The following is a 19,663-nucleotide window of genomic DNA, read 5'->3' as shown; positions in this document are numbered from 1 at the left end:
TGCAGTTGGCAGACCGCACTTCTATTATAGCAAAGGGAGTTTTTTTATCATTTTCATCGCCATAGGCTTTTTTGAACCACTCGCCTAGCGAGTGGTTTTCTTTATACAAGAAAAGCGACCTGCCTGAGGCAGGTCGCTTTGTAGCTGAACTTACACCAGCTGAATGATAGCCATCTCGGCAGCGTCGCCGCGACGGGGACCGATCTTCACAACGCGGGTGTAACCGCCGTTGCGGTCGGCATACTTGGGGCCCAGCTCGTCAAAGGTCTTCTTGGCCACGTCCTCCTTGGTCAGGAAAGACAGAGCCTTACGATAATTGGCCAGGTTGGGCTTCTTGGCCAGAGTGATCATCTTCTCGGCCATGGGAGCAACTTCCTTGGCACGGGCATAGGTGGTCTTGATCTGACCATTCTCCAGCAGGTAGGTGGTCATGGCGCGGAGCATGGCGATACGCTGATCGGTGGGCTTGCCCAGCTTACGGTTGTGAGACATGAAATCCAACTCCTATCGGATGTTCGCCAAGGCGAACTCCACAATTTAAATTCGTCCGGGGGGATCTCTCCCCTGAAAGGAGCAGCCAGCGGCCCTGGGGTCCGGGAGGGGACGTTACATGCCCCCGGACCACTCCCTTCTCTGGCCTCAGTTTTCCTCGTCGGCCAGGTGCAGGCCCATCATGGCCAGCTTGTTGATGACCTCTTCCAGGGACTTGCGGCCCAGGTTGCGCACCTTCATCATCTCGTCCTCGGTCTTGGAAATCAGATCCTCCACCGTGTTGATGTTGGCGCGCTTGAGGCAGTTGAAGGAGCGGACAGACAGGTCCAGCTCCTCGATGGTCAGCTCCAGCACCTTATCCCGCTGGGCCTCGGCCTTCTCCACCACCGTGGACTTGGAGCCCATGGTCTCAGAGAGATCGGTGAAGAGGACGAAGTGGTCGCACAGGATGCGGGCACCCAGGCTGACGGCGTCCCGGGCGGTGATGGTACCGTTGGTCCACACCTCCAGGGTCAGCTTGTCAAAGTCGGTCTGATCGCCCACGCGAGTGGGCTCCACCGTATAGTTGACCTTCCGCACCGGCGTGTAGATGGAATCCACCGGGATCAGACCAATAATGGTCTGGGCCGGCTTGTTCCGGTCGGCGGGGACATAGCCCCGGCCATGGGACAGCGTCAGCTCCATGTTGAGGCTGGCGTCGGGGCCCAGGGTGGCGATGTGCAGATCCGGATTGAGGACCTCCACCTCGCTGTCCGCCTTGATGTCACCGGCGGTGACCTCACACTCGCCGCTGGCCTCAATATAGACCGTCTTCACGCCCTCGGAGTGAAGCTTGGCAATGATGCTCTTGACGTTGAGGACGATCTGAGTCACGTCCTCCTTCACACCGGGAATGGTGGAAAACTCGTGCTGCACGCCGGCGATCTTGATGGAGGTAACCGCCGTGCCGGGCAGGGACGAGAGCAGGATGCGGCGCAGGGAGTTGCCCAGGGTGGTACCGTAGCCACGCTCCAGAGGCTCCACGACGTATTTGCCGTAAGAGCCGTCGCCGGGGTTCTCCACACATTCAATGCGGGGCTTCTCGATTTCTACCATGTGTTACCCTCCTTTTCGCGGCGGCGGACCTCCGTCCGCCGCCTTATACAGCTCACCAATAATCGAGGGTACAAGCACGATTACTTGGAGTACAGCTCGACGATGAGGTGCTCCTCGATGGGCAGGTCCACGTCCTCGCGGGCGGGGAGCGCAACCACCTTGGCCACCAGGTTGTTCTGGTCAAAGTCCAGCCACTTGGGGGCGGGACGGGAGCCGTTGGCCTCCAGAGAAGCCTTGAACTTCTCCTTGCTCCGGCTGGTCTCCTTCAGGGCGATGACCTCGCCGGGCTTGACCAGGTAGGAGGGGATGTCCACGCGATGGCCGTTGATGGTGAAGTGGCCGTGACGGACCAGCTGACGAGCCTCAGGACGGCTCATGGCGAAGCCCAGACGATAGATCACGTTGTCCAGGCGGGTCTCCAGGATGGACAGCAGGTTATCACCGGTCACGCCCTTGCGGGCAGCGGCCATCTCGTAATACTTGTGGAACTGGCTCTCCAGCACGCCGTAGTAGCGGCGGGCCTTCTGCTTCTCACGCAGCTGCATGCCATACTCGGACAGCTTCTTGGTGCGGCCCTGGTTGTGCATGCCGGGGGCAAAGGGACGGCGCTCCATGGCGCACTTGTCGGTGTAGCAGCGGTCGCCCTTCAGGAAGAGCTTCTGGCCCTCTCTGCGGCACTGGCGGCAGACTGCTCCGGTATATCTAGCCATAATTCGTACTCCTCCTTCTCTTACACGCGGCGGCGCTTGGGCGGACGGCAGCCGTTGTGGGGGATGGGGGTCACGTCCTTGATCAGGGTGACCTCCAGGCCCACGGCCTGCAGGGCGCGGATGGCAGCCTCACGGCCGGCGCCGGGGCCCTTCACGTACACCTCCACGGTCTTCAGGCCGTGCTCCATGGCAGCCTTAGCGGCGGTCTCGGCAGCAGTCTGAGCGGCGAAGGGGGTGGACTTACGGGAGCCGCGGAAGCCCAGGCCGCCGGAAGAGGCCCAGGACAGGGCGTTGCCCCCCATATCGGTCACGGTGACCATGGTGTTGTTGAAGGAAGAGCGGATATGCACCTGGCCCTTTTCAACGTTCTTGCGCTCGCGGCGCTTACGGATAACTTTCTTACCCTTGGTAGCGGTAGCCATGTGTTTCTCCCTCCCTTACTTCTTCTTGTTAGCGACGGTACGCTTGGGGCCCTTGCGGGTACGAGCGTTGGTCTTGGAACGCTGACCACGGACGGGCAGGCCCTTGCGGTGCCGCATGCCGCGGTAGCAGCCGATCTCGGTGAGACGCTTAATGTCCATCGCCACGTCACGACGGAGGTCGCCCTCCACAGTGTAGCTGTGGCTGATGATCTCGCGCAGCTTGGCCTCATCGGCCTCGGTCAGATCCTTCACGCGGGTGTCGGGGTTGATACCGGCCTCAGCCAGGATCTTGTTGGCGCTGGTGCGCCCGATACCAAAGATATAGGTAAGGCCGATCTCGACCCGCTTATCCTTGGGCAAATCAATGCCAGCAATACGTGCCATACTGTTTCAGCACCTCCTATTAACCTTGTCTCTGCTTATGCTTGGGGTTTTCGCAAATAACCATGACCTTGCCCTTGCGCTTGATGATCTTGCACTTCTCGCACATGGGCTTCACGGACGGTCTAACTTTCATGTCATTAACCTCCTGTAGAGCCTGATGGCCCCGGCGCGGCGGAGGCAAGGCCCCGCTGACCCGCGCCGGTCATTGATAGGGTCGGCAGGCTTCTGCCCGCCGGGAACGAGCCGGATTACTTGCTACGCCAAGTGATCCGGCCCCGGGTTACGTCATAAGGGGACATCTGGACAGTCACCTTGTCTCCGGGCAGAATGCGGATGAAGTTCATCCGCAGCTTGCCGGAGATGTGGGCCAGAATGATATGGCCGTTTCCGATGTCCACATGGAACGTGGTATTGGGAAGGGACTCGGTCACGACGCCCTCCACTTCGATCATATCGTCTTTTGCCAAAGCGTCATACCCTCCTTAGCTCCTCAGCTCGGAAAGCGGCCAGCGCCCTCCGCACCTCTCGGTTTGTTATGGGGTTGCCCGCCCAGATCGCGTCCAGAACGGGGTGTTGGAAGTCCCCGGCGTCAACCGTGTGCACGGCTTTCTTCCGCTTGGGGGACTCTGCCTTTCGCCGTCTGCCGTCGCAGAGCAGCAGATAGGGGCCGTCAACGTCCAGGACGCAGAACAGCTCTCCCTTGTCGTGCCCTGCCAGAGAGCGGACGATCCGCGGATGCTCCGGCGCCATGCTCAGTCCTCCGCCACGGTGAGCACTTCGGGCTCCCCGTCGGTGATGAGGATGGTGTTTTCATAGTGGGCGGTCATGCTGCCGTCGGCGGACACAGTGGTCCAGCCGTCCTTGAGCACCTTCACCCGCCAGTCGCCGGCGCACACCATGGGCTCCACCGCGATGGTCATGCCCGGCTGCAACCGGGGACCGTGTCCGGCAGGTCCGAAATTGGGGACCTCCGGGGCCTCGTGGAGCTTTGCGCCTACGCCGTGTCCCACAAAGTCCCGCACTACGGAGAAGCCGTTGGCCTCCACATACTGCTGGACGGCGTGGGAGATGTCGTACACCCGCTTGCCCGGCCGGGCCAGACGGATGCCTTCCCAGAAGCTCTGCTCAGTGACTCGAATCAGCCGTATGGCCTCTTCGCTGACCTGGCCGCAGGGGAAGGTGGCGGCACAGTCCCCGTGGAATCCGTCCAGATAGGCGCCCACGTCAATGCTGACGATGTCGCCCTCCTGCAGCTTCCGGGGACCGGGGATGCCGTGGATCACCTGCTCGTTGATGGAAATGCAGGCGGAGCCGGAAAAGCCTCCGTATCCCAGGAAAGAGGGCTTGGCTCCGTGGCTTTCGATAAATTTGCGGACCGCGGTGTCAATCTCATGGGTGGTGACCCCGGGCCGCACCATGGAACCGGCCAGCGCCCGGGCCTGGGCGGTCAGCCGCCCGGCCCGGCGCATCAGGTCGATTTCACGGGGAGATTTCAGTGAGATCATCTCCATCTCAAATCACTTCCCCAGCAGTTCCATGATCTTTTCGTTAGTCTCTTCGATCCCGCCCAGGTCAGGCACGCTCATGAGCACGCCGTGAGCCTGGTAGTAGTCCTTGAGGGGCTCGGTCTCGTTGTGATAGACCTCCAGCCGATGCTTGACGGTCTCAGGCTGGTCGTCCTTGCGCTGCTCCAGCTCGCCGCCGCACTTGTCGCAGATGCCCTCCTGCTTGGGAGGAGCAGCCTTGATGTGGTAGGTGGCGCCGCAGGTGTGGCAGGTCCGGCGTCCGGTCATACGGGCCTCGATGACGCTGTCGGCGATCTCCAGAGAGAGCACCGCGTCAAAGTGGATGCCGTGGGCATCCAGGGCCTCGGCCTGGGCGATGGTGCGGGGCACGCCGTCCAGGATAAAACCATTGGCACAGTCGGACTGGGCCAGCCGCTCCTGAATGATGCCGATGATGACCTCATCAGGGACCAGCTTACCGGCGTCCATATAGCTCTTGGCCTCCAGCCCGATGGGGGTGCCGGCCTTGACGGCGGCCCGGAGGATATTGCCGGTGGAGATGGTGGGGATTCCCAGCTTCTTGCTGATGATCTCAGCCTGGGTCCCCTTTCCGGCGCCGGGGGCGCCCAGAAGGATGATTTTCATTGCACTCGCCCCTTACTCAAGGAAGCCCTTGTAGTGACGCATCATCATCTGAGCCTCCATCGCCTTGGTGGTCTCCAGAGCGACGCCCACGACGATGATGACGGAGGTGCCGCCGATGGCCAGGCTGCTGACGCCGATGACGGCGCCGGTGACGATGGGAGCGATGGCGATGACCGCCAGGTACAGGGCGCCGAACATGGTGATCTTACCCAGTACCTTGTGGATGAAGTCGGCGGTGGGCTTGCCGGGACGGAAGCCGGGGATGAAGCCGCCGTTCTTCTTCAGGTTGTTGGCAACCTCCACCGGGTTGAACTGCATGGTGGAGTAGAAGTAGCTGAAGCCAACGATCAGCAGGAAATAAACGATGATATAAACGACGCTGGTGGTGTTGAACACCCGCAGGAACACACCCCAGCCGCCCTCGCTCTCCACGCTCTTGCCGAAGAACATGCCGATGGTGGAAGGCAGGGAGGCGATGGCCTGGGCGAAGATGATGGGCATAACGCCGCTCATGTTCACCTTCAGGGGGATGTGGCTGGACTGGCCGCCGTACATCTTGCGGCCCACCACGCGCTTGGCGTACTGGACGGGGATGCGGCGCTCGGAGTTCTGAATGAACACGATGAGCACGATGATGGCCAGCATGCCGATGACGATGAGAATGGCGCCCCACCAGGGGAGATTGAACACGTTCTCACCGGTCACGCCGTTGAGGTTGTTGCGGACGCCGGTGTAGACGGTCATCACCATACCGGGCACGCGGGACAGAATGCCGGCGAACAGGATGATGGAGATACCGTTGCCGATGCCGAACTCGGTGATCTGCTCACCCAGCCACATGACAAAGGCAGAACCGGCGGTAAAGCACAGGATAATCACGATGGCGACCCACCAGCCGGGCAGGCCAGCGTTGTCGATCAGATTGTAGCTGTTGATCAGGGTGTAGTAGCCCAGACCCTGCAGGATAGCGATAGCCACGGTCACGTAACGGGTGATGGCCGCGATCTTCTTCCGGCCCTCCTCGCCGCCGTCCCGCTGGAGACGCTCCAGAGCGGGGATGGCAACGGTGAGCAGCTGGATGATGATGGAGCTGTTGATATACGGCTGTACGCCCAGGGCAAAGACGGCAGCCATGGAGAAGGCGGTGCCGTTCATGGTGCCCAGCAGGGAGAAGATACCGCCCATGCTGTTGAGCGTGGTGCCCAGGGCTTCACTGTTGATAAAGGGAACAGGAACCACCGAGCCCAGCCGGAAGATGAGCAGCGCGAAGATGGTAAAGAGGATCTTCTTGCGCAGTTCAGGGATCTTCCACGCGTTACGGATGGTCTCGATCACTTAGACCACCTCGTACTTTCCGCCAGCCGCCACGATCTTCTCCTTGGCGGAGGCGGAGAAAGCGGAGGCACGGACCGTCAGCTTCTTGGTCAGGGTACCGTTGCCCAGCACCTTGTAGCCATACTCACACTTGGAGAGGATGCCCTTCTCCAGCAGGTCGCACACGTTGACCACAGCGCCGTCCTCGAACTTGTTCAGAACGGACACGTTAATGGCCTCCAGGGGCTTGGCAAAGATGTTATTGAAGCCGCGCTTGGGGATACGGCGGGTCAGAGGCATCTGGCCGCCCTCAAAGCCCACGCGCACGCCGCCGCCGGAGCGGGACCACTGGCCCTTCTGGCCGCGGCCGGCAGTCTTGCCGTTACCGGAACCGTTGCCGCGGCCCTTGCGGTAGGCCTTGGGGTTGGAACCGGCAGCGGGGGAAAGATCATGCAGATTCATTTCGCGCACCTCCTTACTGTTCCTCGGTCACCTGCAGCAGGTAGCCGATGTGGGCAATCTTGCCGCGGGTGGCCTCGTTGTCGGGCTGTACGGTGGTGTCGCCGATGTGGCGCAGCCCCAGAGCCTCGGCGGTGGCCTTATGCTTGGCGATGCGGCCGTTCAGGCTCTTGACCAGCTTGATGTTCAGATTAGCCATGTTCACGGCCCTCCTTAACCTACGATCTCGCTGACGCTCTTACCGCGGATGCGGGCGACCTCCTCGGGGCCACGGAGAGCCTTCAGGCCCTCGAAGGTGGCGGAGACCACGTTCTGCGGGTTGTTGGAGCGCAGGCACTTGGCGCGGATGTCACGGATGCCGGCGGCCTCCATGACAGCGCGGACGGGGCCGCCGGCGATGATACCGGTACCGGGGGCAGCGGGCTTCAGAAGCACGCGGCCGGCGCCGAACTCGCCGATAACCTCGTGGGGAATGGTAGTGCCGGACAGAGTCACGTTGCACATATTCTTCTTGGCATCCTCGATGCCCTTGCGGATGGCCTCGGGCACCTCAGCGGCCTTGCCCAGGCCGAAGCCCACGCGGCCCTTCTCGTCGCCTACCACCATCAGGGCGGCAAACTTGAAGATACGACCGCCCTTGACGGTCTTGGACACGCGGTTCAGGGCAACCAGCTTCTCGGTGAACTCGCTGGGTTCTCTTTCAAAACGAGCCATTTAATCTTCCTCCTCCCTTAGAACTGCAGGCCGCCCTCACGGGCGCCTTCGGCCAGGGCCTGCACGCGGCCGTGATAGACGTAACCGCCGCGGTCAAACACGACGTTCTCGATGCCGGCGGCCTTGGCGCGCTCGGCAACGGTGACGCCGACCTTCTTAGCGGCCTCACAGTCGGAGCCCTTGCCCTCGAAGCCCTTTTCCATGGAGGAAGCAGACACCAGAGTCTTGCCGTTCACATCGTCGATGATCTGGGCATAGATGTTGGTGTTGCTGCGGAACACGTTGAGACGGGGACGCTCGGGCGTGCCGGAAATCTTGCCGCGCACTCTCTTGTGGCGCTTAAGCCGCTGAGCGTTGGTATCGGGTCTGTTGATCATAGTGGCACACCTCCTTATTTCTTCTTGACGCCGGTCTTGCCTTCCTTGCGGCGGATGACCTCGTCGGTGTATTTGATGCCCTTGCCCTTATAAGGCTCGGGGGGACGCTTCTCGCGCACTTCGGCGGCGAACTGGCCGACCTTCTGCTTGTCGACGCCGCTGATGACGATCTTGTTGGCGCTGGGGACCTCGATGGTGATACCCTCGATCTCCTCAACCACCACCTGGTGAGAGAAGCCCAGGTTCATAACCAGCTTGTTGCCTTCCTTGGCCACACGGTAGCCGACGCCGTTGACGTCCAGCTCCTTCTTGTAGCCCTCGGTCACGCCCACAACCATGTTGTGCAGCAGGGTGCGGGTCAGGCCGTGGAGGCTGCGGTTTTCCTTCTCGTCATTGGGGCGGGTGACATGGATCACATCGCCCTCCTGGGCAATGTTCATGTTGGGGTGCAGCTGCTGGGTCAGGGTGCCCTTGGGGCCCTTCACGGTAACCAGGTTACCGGCTTCGATCTTCACGTCCACACCGGCGGGGATGGAGATCGGCATTCTTCCGATACGAGACATTTTCTACTCTCCCTCCTTACCAGACAAACGCCAGGACCTCGCCGCCGACATGGGCTGCGCGGGCAGCCTTGTCAGTCATGACGCCCTTGGACGTGGACACGATGGCAATACCCAGGCCGTGGAGGACCCGGGGCAGCTCGTCAGCACCGGCATAGACACGCAGGCCGGGCTTGGAAACGCGGCGAAGACCAGTGATGACCTTCTCCTTGCCGGGGTTGTACTTCAGAGTAACGCGGATGACGCCCTGAGTGCCGTCGTCGATCAGCTGGAAGTTCTTGATATAGCCCTCATCCAGCAGGATCTGCGCGATGGACTTCTTCATGTTGGACGCGGGGACGTCCACGGTGTCATGCTTGGCGTTGTTCGCGTTGCGGATGCGGGTCAGCATATCCGCAATGGGGTCTGTGATGTGCATGAGTTTACCCTCCTTTTTGAATTACGGGCCGTGAGATGACCCGTTAAGGCGGTAAGGTATCGGAGTTCGCGGGGCTCCGACCTTTTAACCGTCTGCCAAGGAATTATTATATCGTGAAAACCCTTGTGTGAAAAGGAAAAAGTGACTTTCCGCCAAACTTTTGGAGGAATGCCCTACCTTGCCCCGTGGAGAGGGCGCCGCTTATTCATTTTTCACAGTCGGATTGACACAATCTCATGGTTTTTCTCCTAAACGGAGAATTTTGTTTTTTGAACTGCTATGCAGTTTCAAAAACCTCATCACGCAACGCAAGCGCCTGACGTGCTTTCGCACGCCGGGCGCGGGCGCTTGCGTAATTCAGGCTGTCCTGATTACCAGGAGGCCTTCTTCACACCGGGGATCTGGCCCTTGTAAGCCAGCTCGCGGAAGCAGATACGGCAGATGCCGTAGTCCCGCAGGTAGGCGTGGGGACGGCCGCAGATCTTGCAGCGGTTGTAGCGGCGGGTGGAGAACTTGGGCTCCGCCTGCTGCTTCAGAATCATAGACTTCTTAGCCATTACGTTCTCCTCCTTTACCGGGCAAAGGGCGCGCCGATCAGGGTCAGCAGCTCTTTGGCCTCTTCGTCGGTCTTGGCGGTGGTGCAGATGACCACGTCCAGGCCGCGGATCTTGTCGATCTTATCGTACTCGATCTCGGGGAAGATCAGCTGCTCCTTGATGCCCAGGGCGTAGTTGCCGCGGCCGTCAAAGGAGTTGCCGTTGATGCCCCGGAAGTCACGCACGCGGGGCAGGGCCACATTGAACAGGCGGTCCAGGAACTCCCACATACGGTCGGCGCGCAGGGTGACCTTGGCGCCGATGGGCATGCCCTCACGCAGCTTGAAGTTAGCCACGGACTTCTTAGCCTTGGTGATGATGGCCTTCTGGCCGGTGATCTTGGTCAGATCGCCCACAACGGCCTCCAGAACCTTGGCATTGTCGCGGGCCTCGCCGCAGCCGCAGTTCACAACGATCTTGTCGATCTTGGGGATCTCCATGGTGGACTTGTAGCCGAACTTCTGCATCAGAGCAGGAGCGACCTCGGCCTGGTACTTCGCCTTCAGGTTGGGCACTTTCTTATCAGCCATTGTCTATACTCCTCCTCTCTCAGATCTCGGCGCCGCACTTCTTGCAGATGCGGACCTTCTTGCCGTCGGCCAGCAGCTTGTGAGCGGGCCGGGTGGGCTTGTTGCACTTGGGGCAGACGCGCTGCACCTTGCAGGCGTAGATGGGGGCTTCCTTCTTGATGATGCCGCCCTGATCGCCCTGCTTGCGGGGCTTGGTGTGGCGGGAGACCACGTTGATCTTCTCCACGACGACCTTGCCCTCCTTGGGCATGACCTCCAGGACCTTGCCCTGCTTGCCCTTGTCCTTACCGGACAGGACGATGACGGTATCGTCCTTGCGAATGCTCATCTTATTCATGTCTTCTCCTACCCCCTTACAGCACTTCGGGAGCCAGGGACAGGATCTTCATATAATCCTTGTCGCGCAGCTCGCGGGCCACGGGCCCAAAGATACGGGTACCGCGGGGATTCTTGTCGTCCTTGATGAGGACGGCAGCGTTCTCGTCGAAGCGGACATAGCTGCCGTCGGCACGGCGGACGCCCTTAGCGGAACGGACGATAACGGCCTTTACGACCTCGCCCTTCTTCACGGTGCCGCCGGGCTGAGCCTTGCGGACGGAAGCCACGATCACGTCACCGATGTTGCCAAACTTGCGGCTGGAGCCGCCCAGCACGCGGATGGTCTTGATTTCCTTGGCGCCGGTGTTGTCGGCCACCTTCAGATAAGTTTCCTGCTGAATCATACCGGCACCTCCTTACTTCGCCTTCTCGATGATCTCGACGACGCGCCAGCGCTTGTCCTTGGACAGGGGCCGGGTCTCCATGACCCGCACGCGGTCGCCGATGCCACACTCGTTGTTCTCGTCGTGGGCCTTCAGCTTGTAAGTGCTCTTGACGATCTTCTTGTACAGGGGGTGGGCCACACGGTCGGCGATGGCCACCACCACGGTCTTGTCCATCTTATCGGAAACCACCAGGCCGACTCTGGTCTTGCGGGAAGAAGTTCTGTTTTCCATGATCTAGTTCCTCCTTCTTATCGGCCTGCGAGCTCAAGCTCACGGATAACGGTCTTGACGCGGGCGATGTCCCGCTTGACCTCAGCGATCTTCACCGGGTTCTCCAGCTGATTGGTGGCATGCTGAAGACGGAGCTGGAAGAGATCCTTCTTCAGGTCGCCCAGCTTGCTGGTCAGCTCCTCGGCGCTCATCTTACGGATTTCAGTAGCCTTCATCTTCATTCACCACCATTCTCGGTCTCGGCGGTCTGCTTAGCCACGATCTTGCACTTGACAGGCAGCTTGTGGGAAGCCAGACGCAGGGCCTCGCGGGCGACCTCCTCGGAGACGCCGGCGATCTCGAACATAACACGGCCGGGCTTGACCACGGCCACCCAGTACTCAGGGGAGCCCTTACCGGAACCCATTCGGGTCTCAGCGGGCTTCTCAGTGATGGGCTTATCGGGGAAGATCTTGATCCACACCTTACCGCCACGCTTGGTGTAACGGGTCATGGCGATACGGGCGGCCTCGATCTGGTTGCTGGTGATCCAGCTGGGCTCAGTGGCCTGCAGACCGAACTCACCATAGGTCACGGTGTTGCCCTTCAGGGCCTTGCCCTTCAGGCGGCCGCGGTGCACGCGGCGATATTTAACGCGCTTAGGCAGCAGCATTACTGAGCGCCTCCTTCCTTGGCAGCGGCAGGACGAGCACCGCCCTGAGGACGGCCGCCCTGGGGACGGTTGTTATTGAAACCACCCTGGCGGTTGCCGCCGTTGCGGTTGAAGCCACCGTTGCGATTGAAGCCGCCCTTGCGGTCGCCGTCGCGGCGGTCGCGGCGGGGACGGTCGGAACGCTCCTTGAAGTTCTTGGTGTCCAGGGTGCGGGGAGTGGTGCGCAGGGTCTGAGTGAGCACCTCGCCCTTGTAGATCCACACCTTCACGCCGATGCGGCCGTAGGTGGTGGCAGCCTCAGCGAAGCCGTAGTCGATGTCGGCGCGCAGAGTCTGCAGGGGGATGGTGCCGTCGTGATAGTGCTCGGTGCGGGCGATCTCAGCGCCGCCCAGACGGCCGGACACCTGAGTCTTGATGCCGCGGGCGCCGATGCGCATGGCGCGGCCCATGGCGTTCTTCATGGCACGGCGGAAGCCGATGCGCTTCTCCAGCTGCTGGGCGATGTTCTCGGCCACCAGCTGAGCGTCCATGTCGGGGCTCTTGACCTCAACAATGTTGAGGGCCACGGGCTTGCCGATCATCTTCTCCACCTTCAGGCGCAGGGCCTCGATGGCCTCGCCGCCCTTGCCGATGACCACGCCGGGACGGGCGCAGTGCAGGTAGATGCGCACCTTGGCGTTGTCGCGCTCGATCTCGATCTTGGGGATACCGGCGGAATACAGGGTCTTCTTCAGGTAGTCCCGGATCTTCTTGTCCTCCACCAGCAGGTCGCCCACCTTCTCGTTGCGGGCATACCAGCGGGAGTCCCAATCCTTAATGACACCCACGCGCAGGCCGTGGGGATTCACTTTCTGTCCCATATTCTTCCTCCTCCCTTAGCGCTCAGCCACGCAGATGGTGATGTGAGAAGTGCGCTTGTTGATCCGATAGGCGCGGCCCTGGGCCCGGGGACGCATCCGCTTGATGATGGGGCCGGGGCAGGCGAACACCTGGGAAACATACAGCTTCTCGGGGTCCATCTGACGGTTGTTCTCCGCGTTGGCAGCGGCGCTCTTGAGGAGCTTGAGCAGCAGCTCGGAGGCAGCCTTGGGGGTGGCCATCAGGATGGCGTTGGCCTGGGCTACGCTCTTGCCGCGGATCAGGTCACAGACGATCTGGACCTTACGGGGAGAGATACGGGTATATCTCAGATGTGCTTTAGCTTCCATATTCTCTCTCCTCCTTACTTACCAGACTTGGCGCCGGCGTGGCCGCGGAAGGTACGGGTGGGGGCGAACTCGCCCAGCTTGTGGCCAACCATATCCTCGGTCACATAGACGGGAACGTGCTTGCGGCCGTCGTGCACGGCAAAGGTGTGTCCGACGAAGGAGGGGAAGATGGTGGAGGCGCGGCTCCAGGTCTTCAGGACCTTCTTCTCGCCGGTCTGATTCATTTCGTCGACCCGCTTCAGCAGCTCGGGGGCGCAAAAGGGGCCTTTCTTGATACTTCTGCTCATCTTTTACTGCCTCCCTTACTTCGCGTTGCGGTGCTTGACGATGAACTTCTCGGTGCGGTTCTTCAGCTTGCGGGTCTTGTAACCCATAGCAGGCTTGCCCCAGGGGGTAACAGGGCCGGGACGACCGACGGGGCTCTTGCCCTCGCCGCCGCCGTGGGGGTGGTCATTGGGGTTCATGACGGAACCACGCACGGTGGGCCGCCAACCCATGTGACGCTTACGACCGGCCTTACCGATCTGGATGTTGGCCCAGTCGGTGTTGCCCACCTGGCCGATGGTGGCCTTGCAGTTCTCGCGGATATAACGCACCTCGCCGGAGGGCAGACGGACCTGAGCCATGCCGTTCTCCTTGGCCATCAGCTGAGCAGCCTCGCCAGCGGCGCGGACCAGCTGAGCGCCCTTGCCGGGGTACAGCTCGATGCAGTGGATCATTTCGCCCACGGGGATGTTGGCGATGGGCAGGCAGTTGCCGGGCAGAATGTCGGCGTCGGGACCGGTCATGATGATGTGGCCGGACTTCAGACCCACGGGAGCCAGGATATAGCGCTTCTCGCCGTCCTCATACTGGATGAGAGCGATGTTGGCGGAACGGTTGGGATCGTACTGCAGGTTGATGACAGTAGCGGTACCTTCCTTGTCGCGCTTGAAGTCGATGATGCGGTACTTCTTCTTGTTGCCGCCGCCGCGATGGCGGACGGTGATGCGGCCGTAGCTGTTGCGGCCGGCGTTCTTCTTCAGATTCTCCAGCAGGCTGCGCTCGGGCTTGGCCTTCTTATCGATGCCCTCGAAGGCGCTCACGGTCATGTGGCGGCGGGAGGGCGTAGTGGGCTTATAAGTTTTGATAGCCATTGTTCCTTATCCTCCTTACACCATGCCCTCGAAGAACTCGATGGTCTTGGAGTCCTCGGTCAGGGTAACCATAGCCTTCTTCCAGTTGGCGCGGCGGCCAGCGGGGAAGCGGCCGGTGCGCTTGGCCTTGCCCTGCATGTTCAGGGTGTTGACCTTAGCGACCTTCACGCCGAAGATCTCCTCGACGGCCTTGGCGATCTCGATCTTGTTCGCGCTCTTGGCCACCTCGAAGGTGTACTTCTTAGCCTCGGTCTCGGCCATGGACTGCTCGGTGATGATGGGGCGCTTGATGATATCATAAGCGGTGGTAGCCATTACGCAAACACCTCCTCGATGACGGCCAGGGCGGCCTTATCTACGATAAACTTGCCAGCGTTCACGATGTCGTACACGCTGAGGATCTTGGCGGTGGTGGTCACCACGCCGGGGATGTTGCGGGCGGACTTGATGACAGTCTCGTTGACCTCGGGGGTCACGATGACGGCCTTCTTGGCGCCCACGGTGCTCAGGAAGCCCTGCATGGTCTTGGTCTTGATGGCGTCCATGGTCAGGCTGTCCACGACCACGATGTCGCCGGAGGCGGCCTTGGCGGACAGAGCGGACTTCAGAGCCAGACGCTTGACCTTCTTGTTCAGCACGTAGCTGTAGTCGCGGGGCTTGGGAGCAAAGACGATACCACCGTGAGTCCACTGGGGAGCGCGGGTGGAACCCTGACGGGCACGGCCGGTGCCCTTCTGGCGCCAGGGCTTGATGCCGCCGCCGGAAACCTCGGCGCGGGTCAGAGCGGACTGGGTGCCCTGACGGCAGTTGGCCAGGTGGTTCTTGACCACCTCGTGGACAACGGTCTGATTGGGCTCGATCCCGAACACAGCTTCGGAGAGCTCCACTTCGCCGACCTGATTGCCGGCCATGTTCACAAGAATTGCCTTAGGCATTTGAGTTCTCTCCTTTCTTACTTGTTACGGGCGGAAGCCTTCTGGGGATTGACGCGGGCGGAAGCCTTCTGCGGGTTGTTGGAGATGCCGGCAGCGGCGCCCTTCTCCTTGACGTTGATCACGGAGTTGCGCAGGTACACGATGCCGCCCTTGGGGCCGGGGATGGCGCCGCGGACAGCGATGATGCCCAGCTCGGTGTCGACCTTGATGACGTCCAGGTTCAGAACAGTGACCTGCTCGTTACCCATCTGACCGGCGCCGATCTTGCCCTTGAAGATACGGGAGGGATCGGTGCTGGAGCCCATGGAGCCAGCGTGACGATGCACAGGGCCGGTACCGTGGGATTCCTTCAGGCGGGCAGCGCCGTGACGCTTGATGACGCCCTGGTAGCCGTGGCCCTTGCTGATGCCGGTCACGTCCACGCGGTCGCCCTCGGCGAACACGTCAACCTTGACCTCGTCGCCCACGTTGAGGGCGTCGCAGTTGGCCAGCTTGAACTCCTTCAGGGTGCTCTTGCGGGCCTCACCGGCCTTCTTCAGGTGACCCAGCTCAGGCTTGGTGAGCTTCTTCTCGGCTACGTCGCCGTAGCCCAGCTGAACAGCGTTGTAGCCGTCCTTCTCCTCGGTCTTCTTCTGCACCACGGTGCAGGGGCCCGCCTCGATGACGGTGACCGGGATGACCTTGCCGGCTTCGTCGAAGATCTGCGTCATGCCGACCTTCTTGCCGATAATGGCCTTTTCCATGTGTTTTCCTCCTTAATAAGGTTATTGGTTGGGCGAGTTACCCGTTGGGCTGGTATTGCTCGGCCAACTTGACCCGTCCGCCTCAAAACGCGGCGGACTGCGGTACTAACAAAGGAATGGATCGCTGTCTCTTACAGCTTGATCTCGATCTCCACACCGGCGGGGAGCTCCAGGCTCATCAGGGCCTCGACGGTCTTGGGAGAGGGCTTGAGGATGTCGATCAGGCGCTTGTGAGTGCGGCGCTCGAACTGCTCGCGGGAGTCCTTGTACTTATGGACGGCGCGCAGGATGGTGACGACTTCCTTCTTGGTGGGCAGGGGGATGGGGCCGGACACGGAAGCGCCGGTGCGCTTGGCGGTCTCAACGATCTTCTCAGCGCTCTGGTCGATGAGCTGATGATCATAGGCCTTCAGACGGATGCGGATCATTTCTTTCTGAGCTGCCATGGTGATTAGTTCCTCCTTAAACATACGAAGTGGTGCGCTCTCGCCGGGTCCACGGGGCTAAAGCGCGGTGTCTTTCCTCGCTTCGTACGGTGAGGGATTTCAGTACACGTTTCCGTGCGTATCACTCCGTGACATGAAGAAAACCGGCACAAGCAGGCCGGTTTTACCCATACATGGCGATATACGCCGTGTACAGATCCCTCAGCCGCCCGATTCTAGCTCGGACATACTCCGCGGAAGTTACCTCATTGCTGAGCAATCTCCCGCATCATCGCAGACTGCGCCCCAAACAGGCGCTTGATTATGATACTCTAAAACCCATGACCTGTCAAGGCTTTTCCTGATTTTTTTGAAAATTTTTTGTCTCTTTTGGGACAGGCGGGAACAGAGCCGCCTGTCCCAGCAGCAACAGCATGGGAATCACGGAATAGTGGTACCGCCCCGCCACTTCCACCAGCATCTGCGCCGAGGTGAGCCCCAGCACATACAGAGGAAGCAGCAGCACCAGGGAGCGGCTACGCTGGCGCCATAGACGGATCAGTCCCCCGGCCGCCAGCAGGATGGCCGCATAATAGAAGCTGTTGCAGGCCAGAGAAAGCAGATCTATGTGCCGCAGCACCGTACTGGCATAGCCCACACAGGCGCTGTCCGCCCCCAGAAAGACCCGCACCTTCTCCTTCATCAGATGAAAAAAGGAGATCTCTCCAGAGGCGATCCGCTCCTTGGCCGCCTCCATAGCCCTCTCCTGGGCCTGCTGGGCGGTGGCCCCAGGCTCATTCCGGAAGGAGAAGAGCAGATCGCTGTCCTCCTGGTTCCACTGGCCGCTGTACTGCGCGTTGAAGCCCACCAGCACGCTGTATCCCGGGGTGGTAGCAGGCTCCTCTCCAATGCGCCGGGTCAGATGGGCCTGCCACAGGGGCCCGGTGAGCAGATAGACGATCAGCAATACGGCCAGGGCAGGCAGCCAGAGCCGCCGCCCCTCCCGACCCACCAGTCCCTCGGGCTTTAACAGAAAGCGCCAGATCAAAAGGGCGATCACCACCACCAGAGCGATGGGCCGCACCCCGTTGAACCACCGCAGCAGCAGCCCGGCCGCCGCTCCAAGTAGGATGGGGCGCTTCCCTCCGTCCTCCCATCGGGTCAGCAGCAGCAGAACGCCCAGCAGCATGGCAGTATACAGGGGCTCCGACAGCACCAGGCTGTTATAGATGGTCTGGGAGGGGCAAATGATCCACAGCAGATAGGCGGAGGCACCGGCGGCCAGTCCCCACCACCGCTTGGCCAGCAGAAAAAGAAAGCTGCCTGACAGGGCGGTAAGCGCCACATTCAGCCACTGGGCCAGCAGCTCCCCGCTGCCAAACATGCGAATGAACCAGCTGAGGAAGGAGGAATAGCCAAAGATATGGGGGAACAGCGCCATGTATTGCCCGTTGTTCAGCACCGGCAGCTTGGCCAGCCAGTTGGCATATCCCCAGAAGGTGGCGTAATCCCCCGACAGGGGCACCCGGACCAGTACCACCCAGGCTCCCTTCAGCACCAGGCAGAGCGCGGTAAGGATGATCCACACTCTGACAGCTCCCAGCACCGCCAGCCGCCGGGACAGCCAGGGCAGCCCCTTCCACAGCACCGCCGCGGCCAGCACCGCCAGGCCGAAGGCCTTGGCGGTCTCCCCGTTCTGCCGGGCGCCCAGCAGCAGAGCGGCGCCCAGCAGAGCCAGGGCCAGCGCCAGCATGATGCGGGTCAATATGGTTGCAGCACCTGTCAACCGTTCTGTCATATGGCAGATCTCCTTTCCTGTCGTCTGGTTTTTCCTTGCCTGCAAGTTCCCGGATGGTCCGGCCTGTTTTTCCCATTTGGTCAAATAACAGCGAAGGCACCGTGTCCATTGTGGACACCGGTGCCTTCCTCTATACGCTTTTGCTCAAAGGACATCCGCGATCCGCTTTTTCATGTCGGCGGCGTCGATGTCCGTGCCGGTAAAGTGCTCCAGAGAGAGCACCGCCTGGTTGACCAGCAGGCCCAGCCCGTTTGCGGTCCTGTGGCCCCGTTTTCTGGCCTGATGCAGCAGCTCGGTCTCTGCGGGGGCGTAGATCAGATCCACCACCGGCGCACCCTTTTTCAGGCTGTCCAGGAAGGAGAAGTCGGCAAACTGTCCGCTTGCCCCCTCCATACCCAGGGAGGTGCAGTTGACCAGCAGATCGCACTCCGCCGCCTCCCGGGCCAGTTCCTCATCTGTAAAGCCCGCCGGACGCAGGTGCTCCGGGTCGTGGTCACAGATGGCCTGGGCCTTGTCCAGGGTGCGGTTGCACACAACCACCTCCGCCCCGGCCCGAGCCAACTTGAGACATACCGCCTTGGAGGCCCCGCCGGCGCCCAGCACCATTACCCGCTTGCCCGCCGGATCAATGCCCTCGTCAGCCAGGGAGCGGAGGAAGCCCTCCCCATCGGTGTTGTAGCCCCAGGCCTTGCCGTTCCGGATGCACACGGTGTTCACCGCGCCGATGAGCCGGGCGTCCTCGTCCAGCTCGTCCATCAGGGGCACCAGTTCCTCCTTGTGGGGCATGGTGGCGTTGAATCCGGCGTAGCCCGCAAACTTGGCGCAGTCCAGCCACCGCCTGCACTGCCCCCGGGGCACCGGCTGACAGAGATAGACATAGTCCAGCCCCAGAGCCTTGATCATGGTGTTCTGGATCAGGGGAGACTTGGAGTGCCCTACCGGATCACCGATGACACACAGCTTGCGGGTGGTGTTGTTCACTTCTACCTTCATATCCACATCTCCCCGTTGAGATTCCGGCCGGTGGTCAGGCAGGGCGGCGTTGACCGCCAGAGCCACCAGCAGTCCCACAATGGTCTCAATGATCCGGGCCACGGCATAGTAGTACCGGGTGACCCCAGTTACTCCGGTGATGAGGATCACGCAGGGCAGGATGCATGCCATGCCGCAGGCGGCGGGCCGCTTGATGAGCAGGCAGAGCCACACCCCCGCCACACACACCATGCCCAGAACAATGGTTTTGAGCCAGAAATGCTCCAGCGCAGGCCCCAGCAGCAGGGTGGCGGTACCTAAAGCGCCCCCCACCAGTACGCCGATGAGACGGGATATGCCCTGATAGAAGGTCTGGCCCAGGGTGCTCTGGGTGCAGATGATGCAGGCGATACAGGCATACAGGGGCCCCATCTGGCCCAGCACGCCCCCCAGCTCCTCCCGGTAGGTAAGCCCGAAGGGAAGGAACAGGGCGTAGGACACCATTACCGCCACAGCAGTCTTAATGACCCGCATACCAATGCGGGGCAGGGGAACGGAAGGATGTTTCATAATTTCTC

34 protein-coding genes are annotated in these 19,663 nt (G+C 61.2%); all 34 read right to left on the bottom strand.

Features of this window, described 5'->3' with window-relative positions:
• Positions 1–150: 150 nt before the first annotated feature.
• The 34 genes from rplQ to aroE all read right to left on the bottom strand — a co-directional run bounded on the left by rplQ (position 151) and on the right by aroE (position 19,655).
• Entirely contained in the window at positions 151–492 is a 342-nt protein-coding gene (gene rplQ, locus B5G34_RS07155; protein ID WP_087335597.1) for a 50S ribosomal protein L17, read from the bottom strand.
• Between the two features lie 147 nt (positions 493–639).
• Positions 640–1,587, bottom strand: coding sequence for a DNA-directed RNA polymerase subunit alpha (locus B5G34_RS07150; protein WP_087335595.1), 948 nt, complete (start codon positions 1,585–1,587; stop codon positions 640–642).
• Between the two features lie 80 nt (positions 1,588–1,667).
• Complete coding sequence (gene rpsD, locus B5G34_RS07145; RefSeq protein ID WP_087187802.1) at positions 1,668–2,297, bottom strand: 30S ribosomal protein S4; 630 nt, start codon at positions 2,295–2,297, stop codon at positions 1,668–1,670.
• Positions 2,298–2,317: 20 nt separating this feature from the next.
• Positions 2,318–2,719 (bottom strand): 30S ribosomal protein S11, encoded by a 402-nt coding sequence (gene rpsK / locus B5G34_RS07140; RefSeq protein ID WP_007494608.1) that lies wholly within the window; start codon positions 2,717–2,719, stop codon positions 2,318–2,320.
• Positions 2,720–2,734: 15 nt separating this feature from the next.
• Positions 2,735–3,103, bottom strand: coding sequence for a 30S ribosomal protein S13 (gene rpsM / locus B5G34_RS07135; RefSeq protein ID WP_087335593.1), 369 nt, complete (start codon positions 3,101–3,103; stop codon positions 2,735–2,737).
• Positions 3,104–3,122: 19 nt separating this feature from the next.
• Complete coding sequence (gene rpmJ, locus B5G34_RS07130) at positions 3,123–3,236, bottom strand: 50S ribosomal protein L36 (RefSeq protein ID WP_006573428.1); 114 nt, start codon at positions 3,234–3,236, stop codon at positions 3,123–3,125.
• Between the two features lie 115 nt (positions 3,237–3,351).
• A complete protein-coding gene (gene infA, locus B5G34_RS07125; protein ID WP_009258089.1) occupies positions 3,352–3,570 on the bottom strand; it encodes a translation initiation factor IF-1 in 219 nt (72 codons plus the stop codon).
• A gap of 4 nt (positions 3,571–3,574) precedes the next feature.
• Positions 3,575–3,853, bottom strand: coding sequence for a KOW domain-containing RNA-binding protein (locus B5G34_RS07120; protein WP_087335592.1), 279 nt, complete (start codon positions 3,851–3,853; stop codon positions 3,575–3,577).
• A gap of 2 nt (positions 3,854–3,855) precedes the next feature.
• Positions 3,856–4,608 (bottom strand): type I methionyl aminopeptidase, encoded by a 753-nt coding sequence (gene map / locus B5G34_RS07115; RefSeq protein ID WP_087335621.1) that lies wholly within the window; start codon positions 4,606–4,608, stop codon positions 3,856–3,858.
• A 12-nt stretch (positions 4,609–4,620) separates the two neighbouring features.
• Positions 4,621–5,253, bottom strand: coding sequence for an adenylate kinase (locus B5G34_RS07110; RefSeq protein ID WP_087335590.1), 633 nt, complete (start codon positions 5,251–5,253; stop codon positions 4,621–4,623).
• A gap of 12 nt (positions 5,254–5,265) precedes the next feature.
• Complete coding sequence (secY, locus tag B5G34_RS07105; RefSeq protein ID WP_087335588.1) at positions 5,266–6,588, bottom strand: preprotein translocase subunit SecY; 1,323 nt, start codon at positions 6,586–6,588, stop codon at positions 5,266–5,268.
• The gene (rplO, locus tag B5G34_RS07100; RefSeq protein WP_087187797.1) at positions 6,589–7,029 is read right to left on the bottom strand and encodes a 50S ribosomal protein L15; all 441 of its coding nucleotides are present in this window, start codon (positions 7,027–7,029) and stop codon (positions 6,589–6,591) included.
• Between the two features lie 13 nt (positions 7,030–7,042).
• Positions 7,043–7,225, bottom strand: a complete 183-nt coding sequence (gene rpmD / locus B5G34_RS07095; protein ID WP_087335586.1) for a 50S ribosomal protein L30 — start codon at positions 7,223–7,225, stop codon at positions 7,043–7,045.
• Positions 7,226–7,239: 14 nt separating this feature from the next.
• Positions 7,240–7,740: a 30S ribosomal protein S5 gene (gene rpsE / locus B5G34_RS07090; RefSeq protein WP_087328901.1), complete on the bottom strand. Its 501-nt coding sequence runs from the start codon at positions 7,738–7,740 to the stop codon at positions 7,240–7,242.
• 17 nt (positions 7,741–7,757) lie between these two features.
• Positions 7,758–8,117 carry a 50S ribosomal protein L18 gene (rplR, locus tag B5G34_RS07085; protein ID WP_087335584.1) on the bottom strand — a complete coding sequence of 120 codons (360 nt, stop codon included), beginning with the start codon at positions 8,115–8,117 and terminating at the stop codon, positions 7,758–7,760.
• A gap of 14 nt (positions 8,118–8,131) precedes the next feature.
• Complete coding sequence (rplF, locus tag B5G34_RS07080; RefSeq protein ID WP_087335582.1) at positions 8,132–8,680, bottom strand: 50S ribosomal protein L6; 549 nt, start codon at positions 8,678–8,680, stop codon at positions 8,132–8,134.
• Between the two features lie 16 nt (positions 8,681–8,696).
• On the bottom strand, positions 8,697–9,095 hold the full coding sequence (gene rpsH / locus B5G34_RS07075) for a 30S ribosomal protein S8 (protein ID WP_007494638.1): 399 nt from the start codon (positions 9,093–9,095) through the stop codon (positions 8,697–8,699).
• 371 nt (positions 9,096–9,466) lie between these two features.
• On the bottom strand, positions 9,467–9,652 hold the full coding sequence (locus B5G34_RS07070) for a type Z 30S ribosomal protein S14 (protein WP_006573415.1): 186 nt from the start codon (positions 9,650–9,652) through the stop codon (positions 9,467–9,469).
• A gap of 14 nt (positions 9,653–9,666) precedes the next feature.
• On the bottom strand, positions 9,667–10,221 hold the full coding sequence (gene rplE / locus B5G34_RS07065; RefSeq protein WP_087335580.1) for a 50S ribosomal protein L5: 555 nt from the start codon (positions 10,219–10,221) through the stop codon (positions 9,667–9,669).
• Positions 10,222–10,240: 19 nt separating this feature from the next.
• On the bottom strand, positions 10,241–10,558 hold the full coding sequence (rplX, locus tag B5G34_RS07060) for a 50S ribosomal protein L24 (protein ID WP_087335578.1): 318 nt from the start codon (positions 10,556–10,558) through the stop codon (positions 10,241–10,243).
• Between the two features lie 16 nt (positions 10,559–10,574).
• On the bottom strand, positions 10,575–10,943 hold the full coding sequence (rplN, locus tag B5G34_RS07055) for a 50S ribosomal protein L14 (RefSeq protein WP_087187790.1): 369 nt from the start codon (positions 10,941–10,943) through the stop codon (positions 10,575–10,577).
• Positions 10,944–10,955: 12 nt separating this feature from the next.
• Positions 10,956–11,216, bottom strand: coding sequence for a 30S ribosomal protein S17 (gene rpsQ, locus B5G34_RS07050; protein WP_050617190.1), 261 nt, complete (start codon positions 11,214–11,216; stop codon positions 10,956–10,958).
• Between the two features lie 17 nt (positions 11,217–11,233).
• Positions 11,234–11,431, bottom strand: coding sequence for a 50S ribosomal protein L29 (gene rpmC, locus B5G34_RS07045; RefSeq protein ID WP_204245918.1), 198 nt, complete (start codon positions 11,429–11,431; stop codon positions 11,234–11,236).
• Positions 11,432–11,433: 2 nt separating this feature from the next.
• Entirely contained in the window at positions 11,434–11,868 is a 435-nt protein-coding gene (gene rplP / locus B5G34_RS07040; RefSeq protein WP_087335574.1) for a 50S ribosomal protein L16, read from the bottom strand.
• Positions 11,868–12,728, bottom strand: a complete 861-nt coding sequence (rpsC, locus tag B5G34_RS07035) for a 30S ribosomal protein S3 (protein WP_087335572.1) — start codon at positions 12,726–12,728, stop codon at positions 11,868–11,870. The genes rplP and rpsC overlap by 1 nt, the downstream gene beginning before the upstream one ends.
• 15 nt (positions 12,729–12,743) lie before the next feature.
• A complete protein-coding gene (gene rplV, locus B5G34_RS07030; RefSeq protein ID WP_087335571.1) occupies positions 12,744–13,076 on the bottom strand; it encodes a 50S ribosomal protein L22 in 333 nt (110 codons plus the stop codon).
• 14 nt (positions 13,077–13,090) lie between these two features.
• The gene (gene rpsS / locus B5G34_RS07025) at positions 13,091–13,363 is read right to left on the bottom strand and encodes a 30S ribosomal protein S19 (RefSeq protein ID WP_087187785.1); all 273 of its coding nucleotides are present in this window, start codon (positions 13,361–13,363) and stop codon (positions 13,091–13,093) included.
• Positions 13,364–13,378: 15 nt separating this feature from the next.
• The gene (gene rplB, locus B5G34_RS07020; RefSeq protein ID WP_087187784.1) at positions 13,379–14,212 is read right to left on the bottom strand and encodes a 50S ribosomal protein L2; all 834 of its coding nucleotides are present in this window, start codon (positions 14,210–14,212) and stop codon (positions 13,379–13,381) included.
• Between the two features lie 15 nt (positions 14,213–14,227).
• The gene (gene rplW / locus B5G34_RS07015) at positions 14,228–14,527 is read right to left on the bottom strand and encodes a 50S ribosomal protein L23 (RefSeq protein ID WP_087187783.1); all 300 of its coding nucleotides are present in this window, start codon (positions 14,525–14,527) and stop codon (positions 14,228–14,230) included.
• The gene (gene rplD / locus B5G34_RS07010; RefSeq protein ID WP_087335569.1) at positions 14,527–15,147 is read right to left on the bottom strand and encodes a 50S ribosomal protein L4; all 621 of its coding nucleotides are present in this window, start codon (positions 15,145–15,147) and stop codon (positions 14,527–14,529) included. The genes rplW and rplD overlap by 1 nt, the downstream gene beginning before the upstream one ends.
• Positions 15,148–15,164: 17 nt before the next feature.
• The gene (gene rplC / locus B5G34_RS07005) at positions 15,165–15,890 is read right to left on the bottom strand and encodes a 50S ribosomal protein L3 (protein WP_087335567.1); all 726 of its coding nucleotides are present in this window, start codon (positions 15,888–15,890) and stop codon (positions 15,165–15,167) included.
• Between the two features lie 131 nt (positions 15,891–16,021).
• Complete coding sequence (rpsJ, locus tag B5G34_RS07000) at positions 16,022–16,336, bottom strand: 30S ribosomal protein S10 (RefSeq protein ID WP_006573401.1); 315 nt, start codon at positions 16,334–16,336, stop codon at positions 16,022–16,024.
• Positions 16,337–16,664: 328 nt separating this feature from the next.
• Positions 16,665–18,113, bottom strand: coding sequence for a hypothetical protein (locus B5G34_RS06995; protein WP_140397214.1), 1,449 nt, complete (start codon positions 18,111–18,113; stop codon positions 16,665–16,667).
• 144 nt (positions 18,114–18,257) lie between these two features.
• On the bottom strand, positions 18,258–19,655 hold the full coding sequence (gene aroE / locus B5G34_RS06990) for a shikimate dehydrogenase (RefSeq protein ID WP_087335563.1): 1,398 nt from the start codon (positions 19,653–19,655) through the stop codon (positions 18,258–18,260).
• Positions 19,656–19,663 lie beyond the last annotated feature (8 nt).

The sequence above is a fragment of the Flavonifractor sp. An82 genome (assembly GCF_002159265.1).
Taxonomy (GTDB): Bacteria; Bacillota; Clostridia; order Oscillospirales; family Oscillospiraceae; genus Flavonifractor.
Note: the sequence above shows the minus strand (reverse complement) of the source record. Positions and strands in the feature narration are given on the sequence as shown.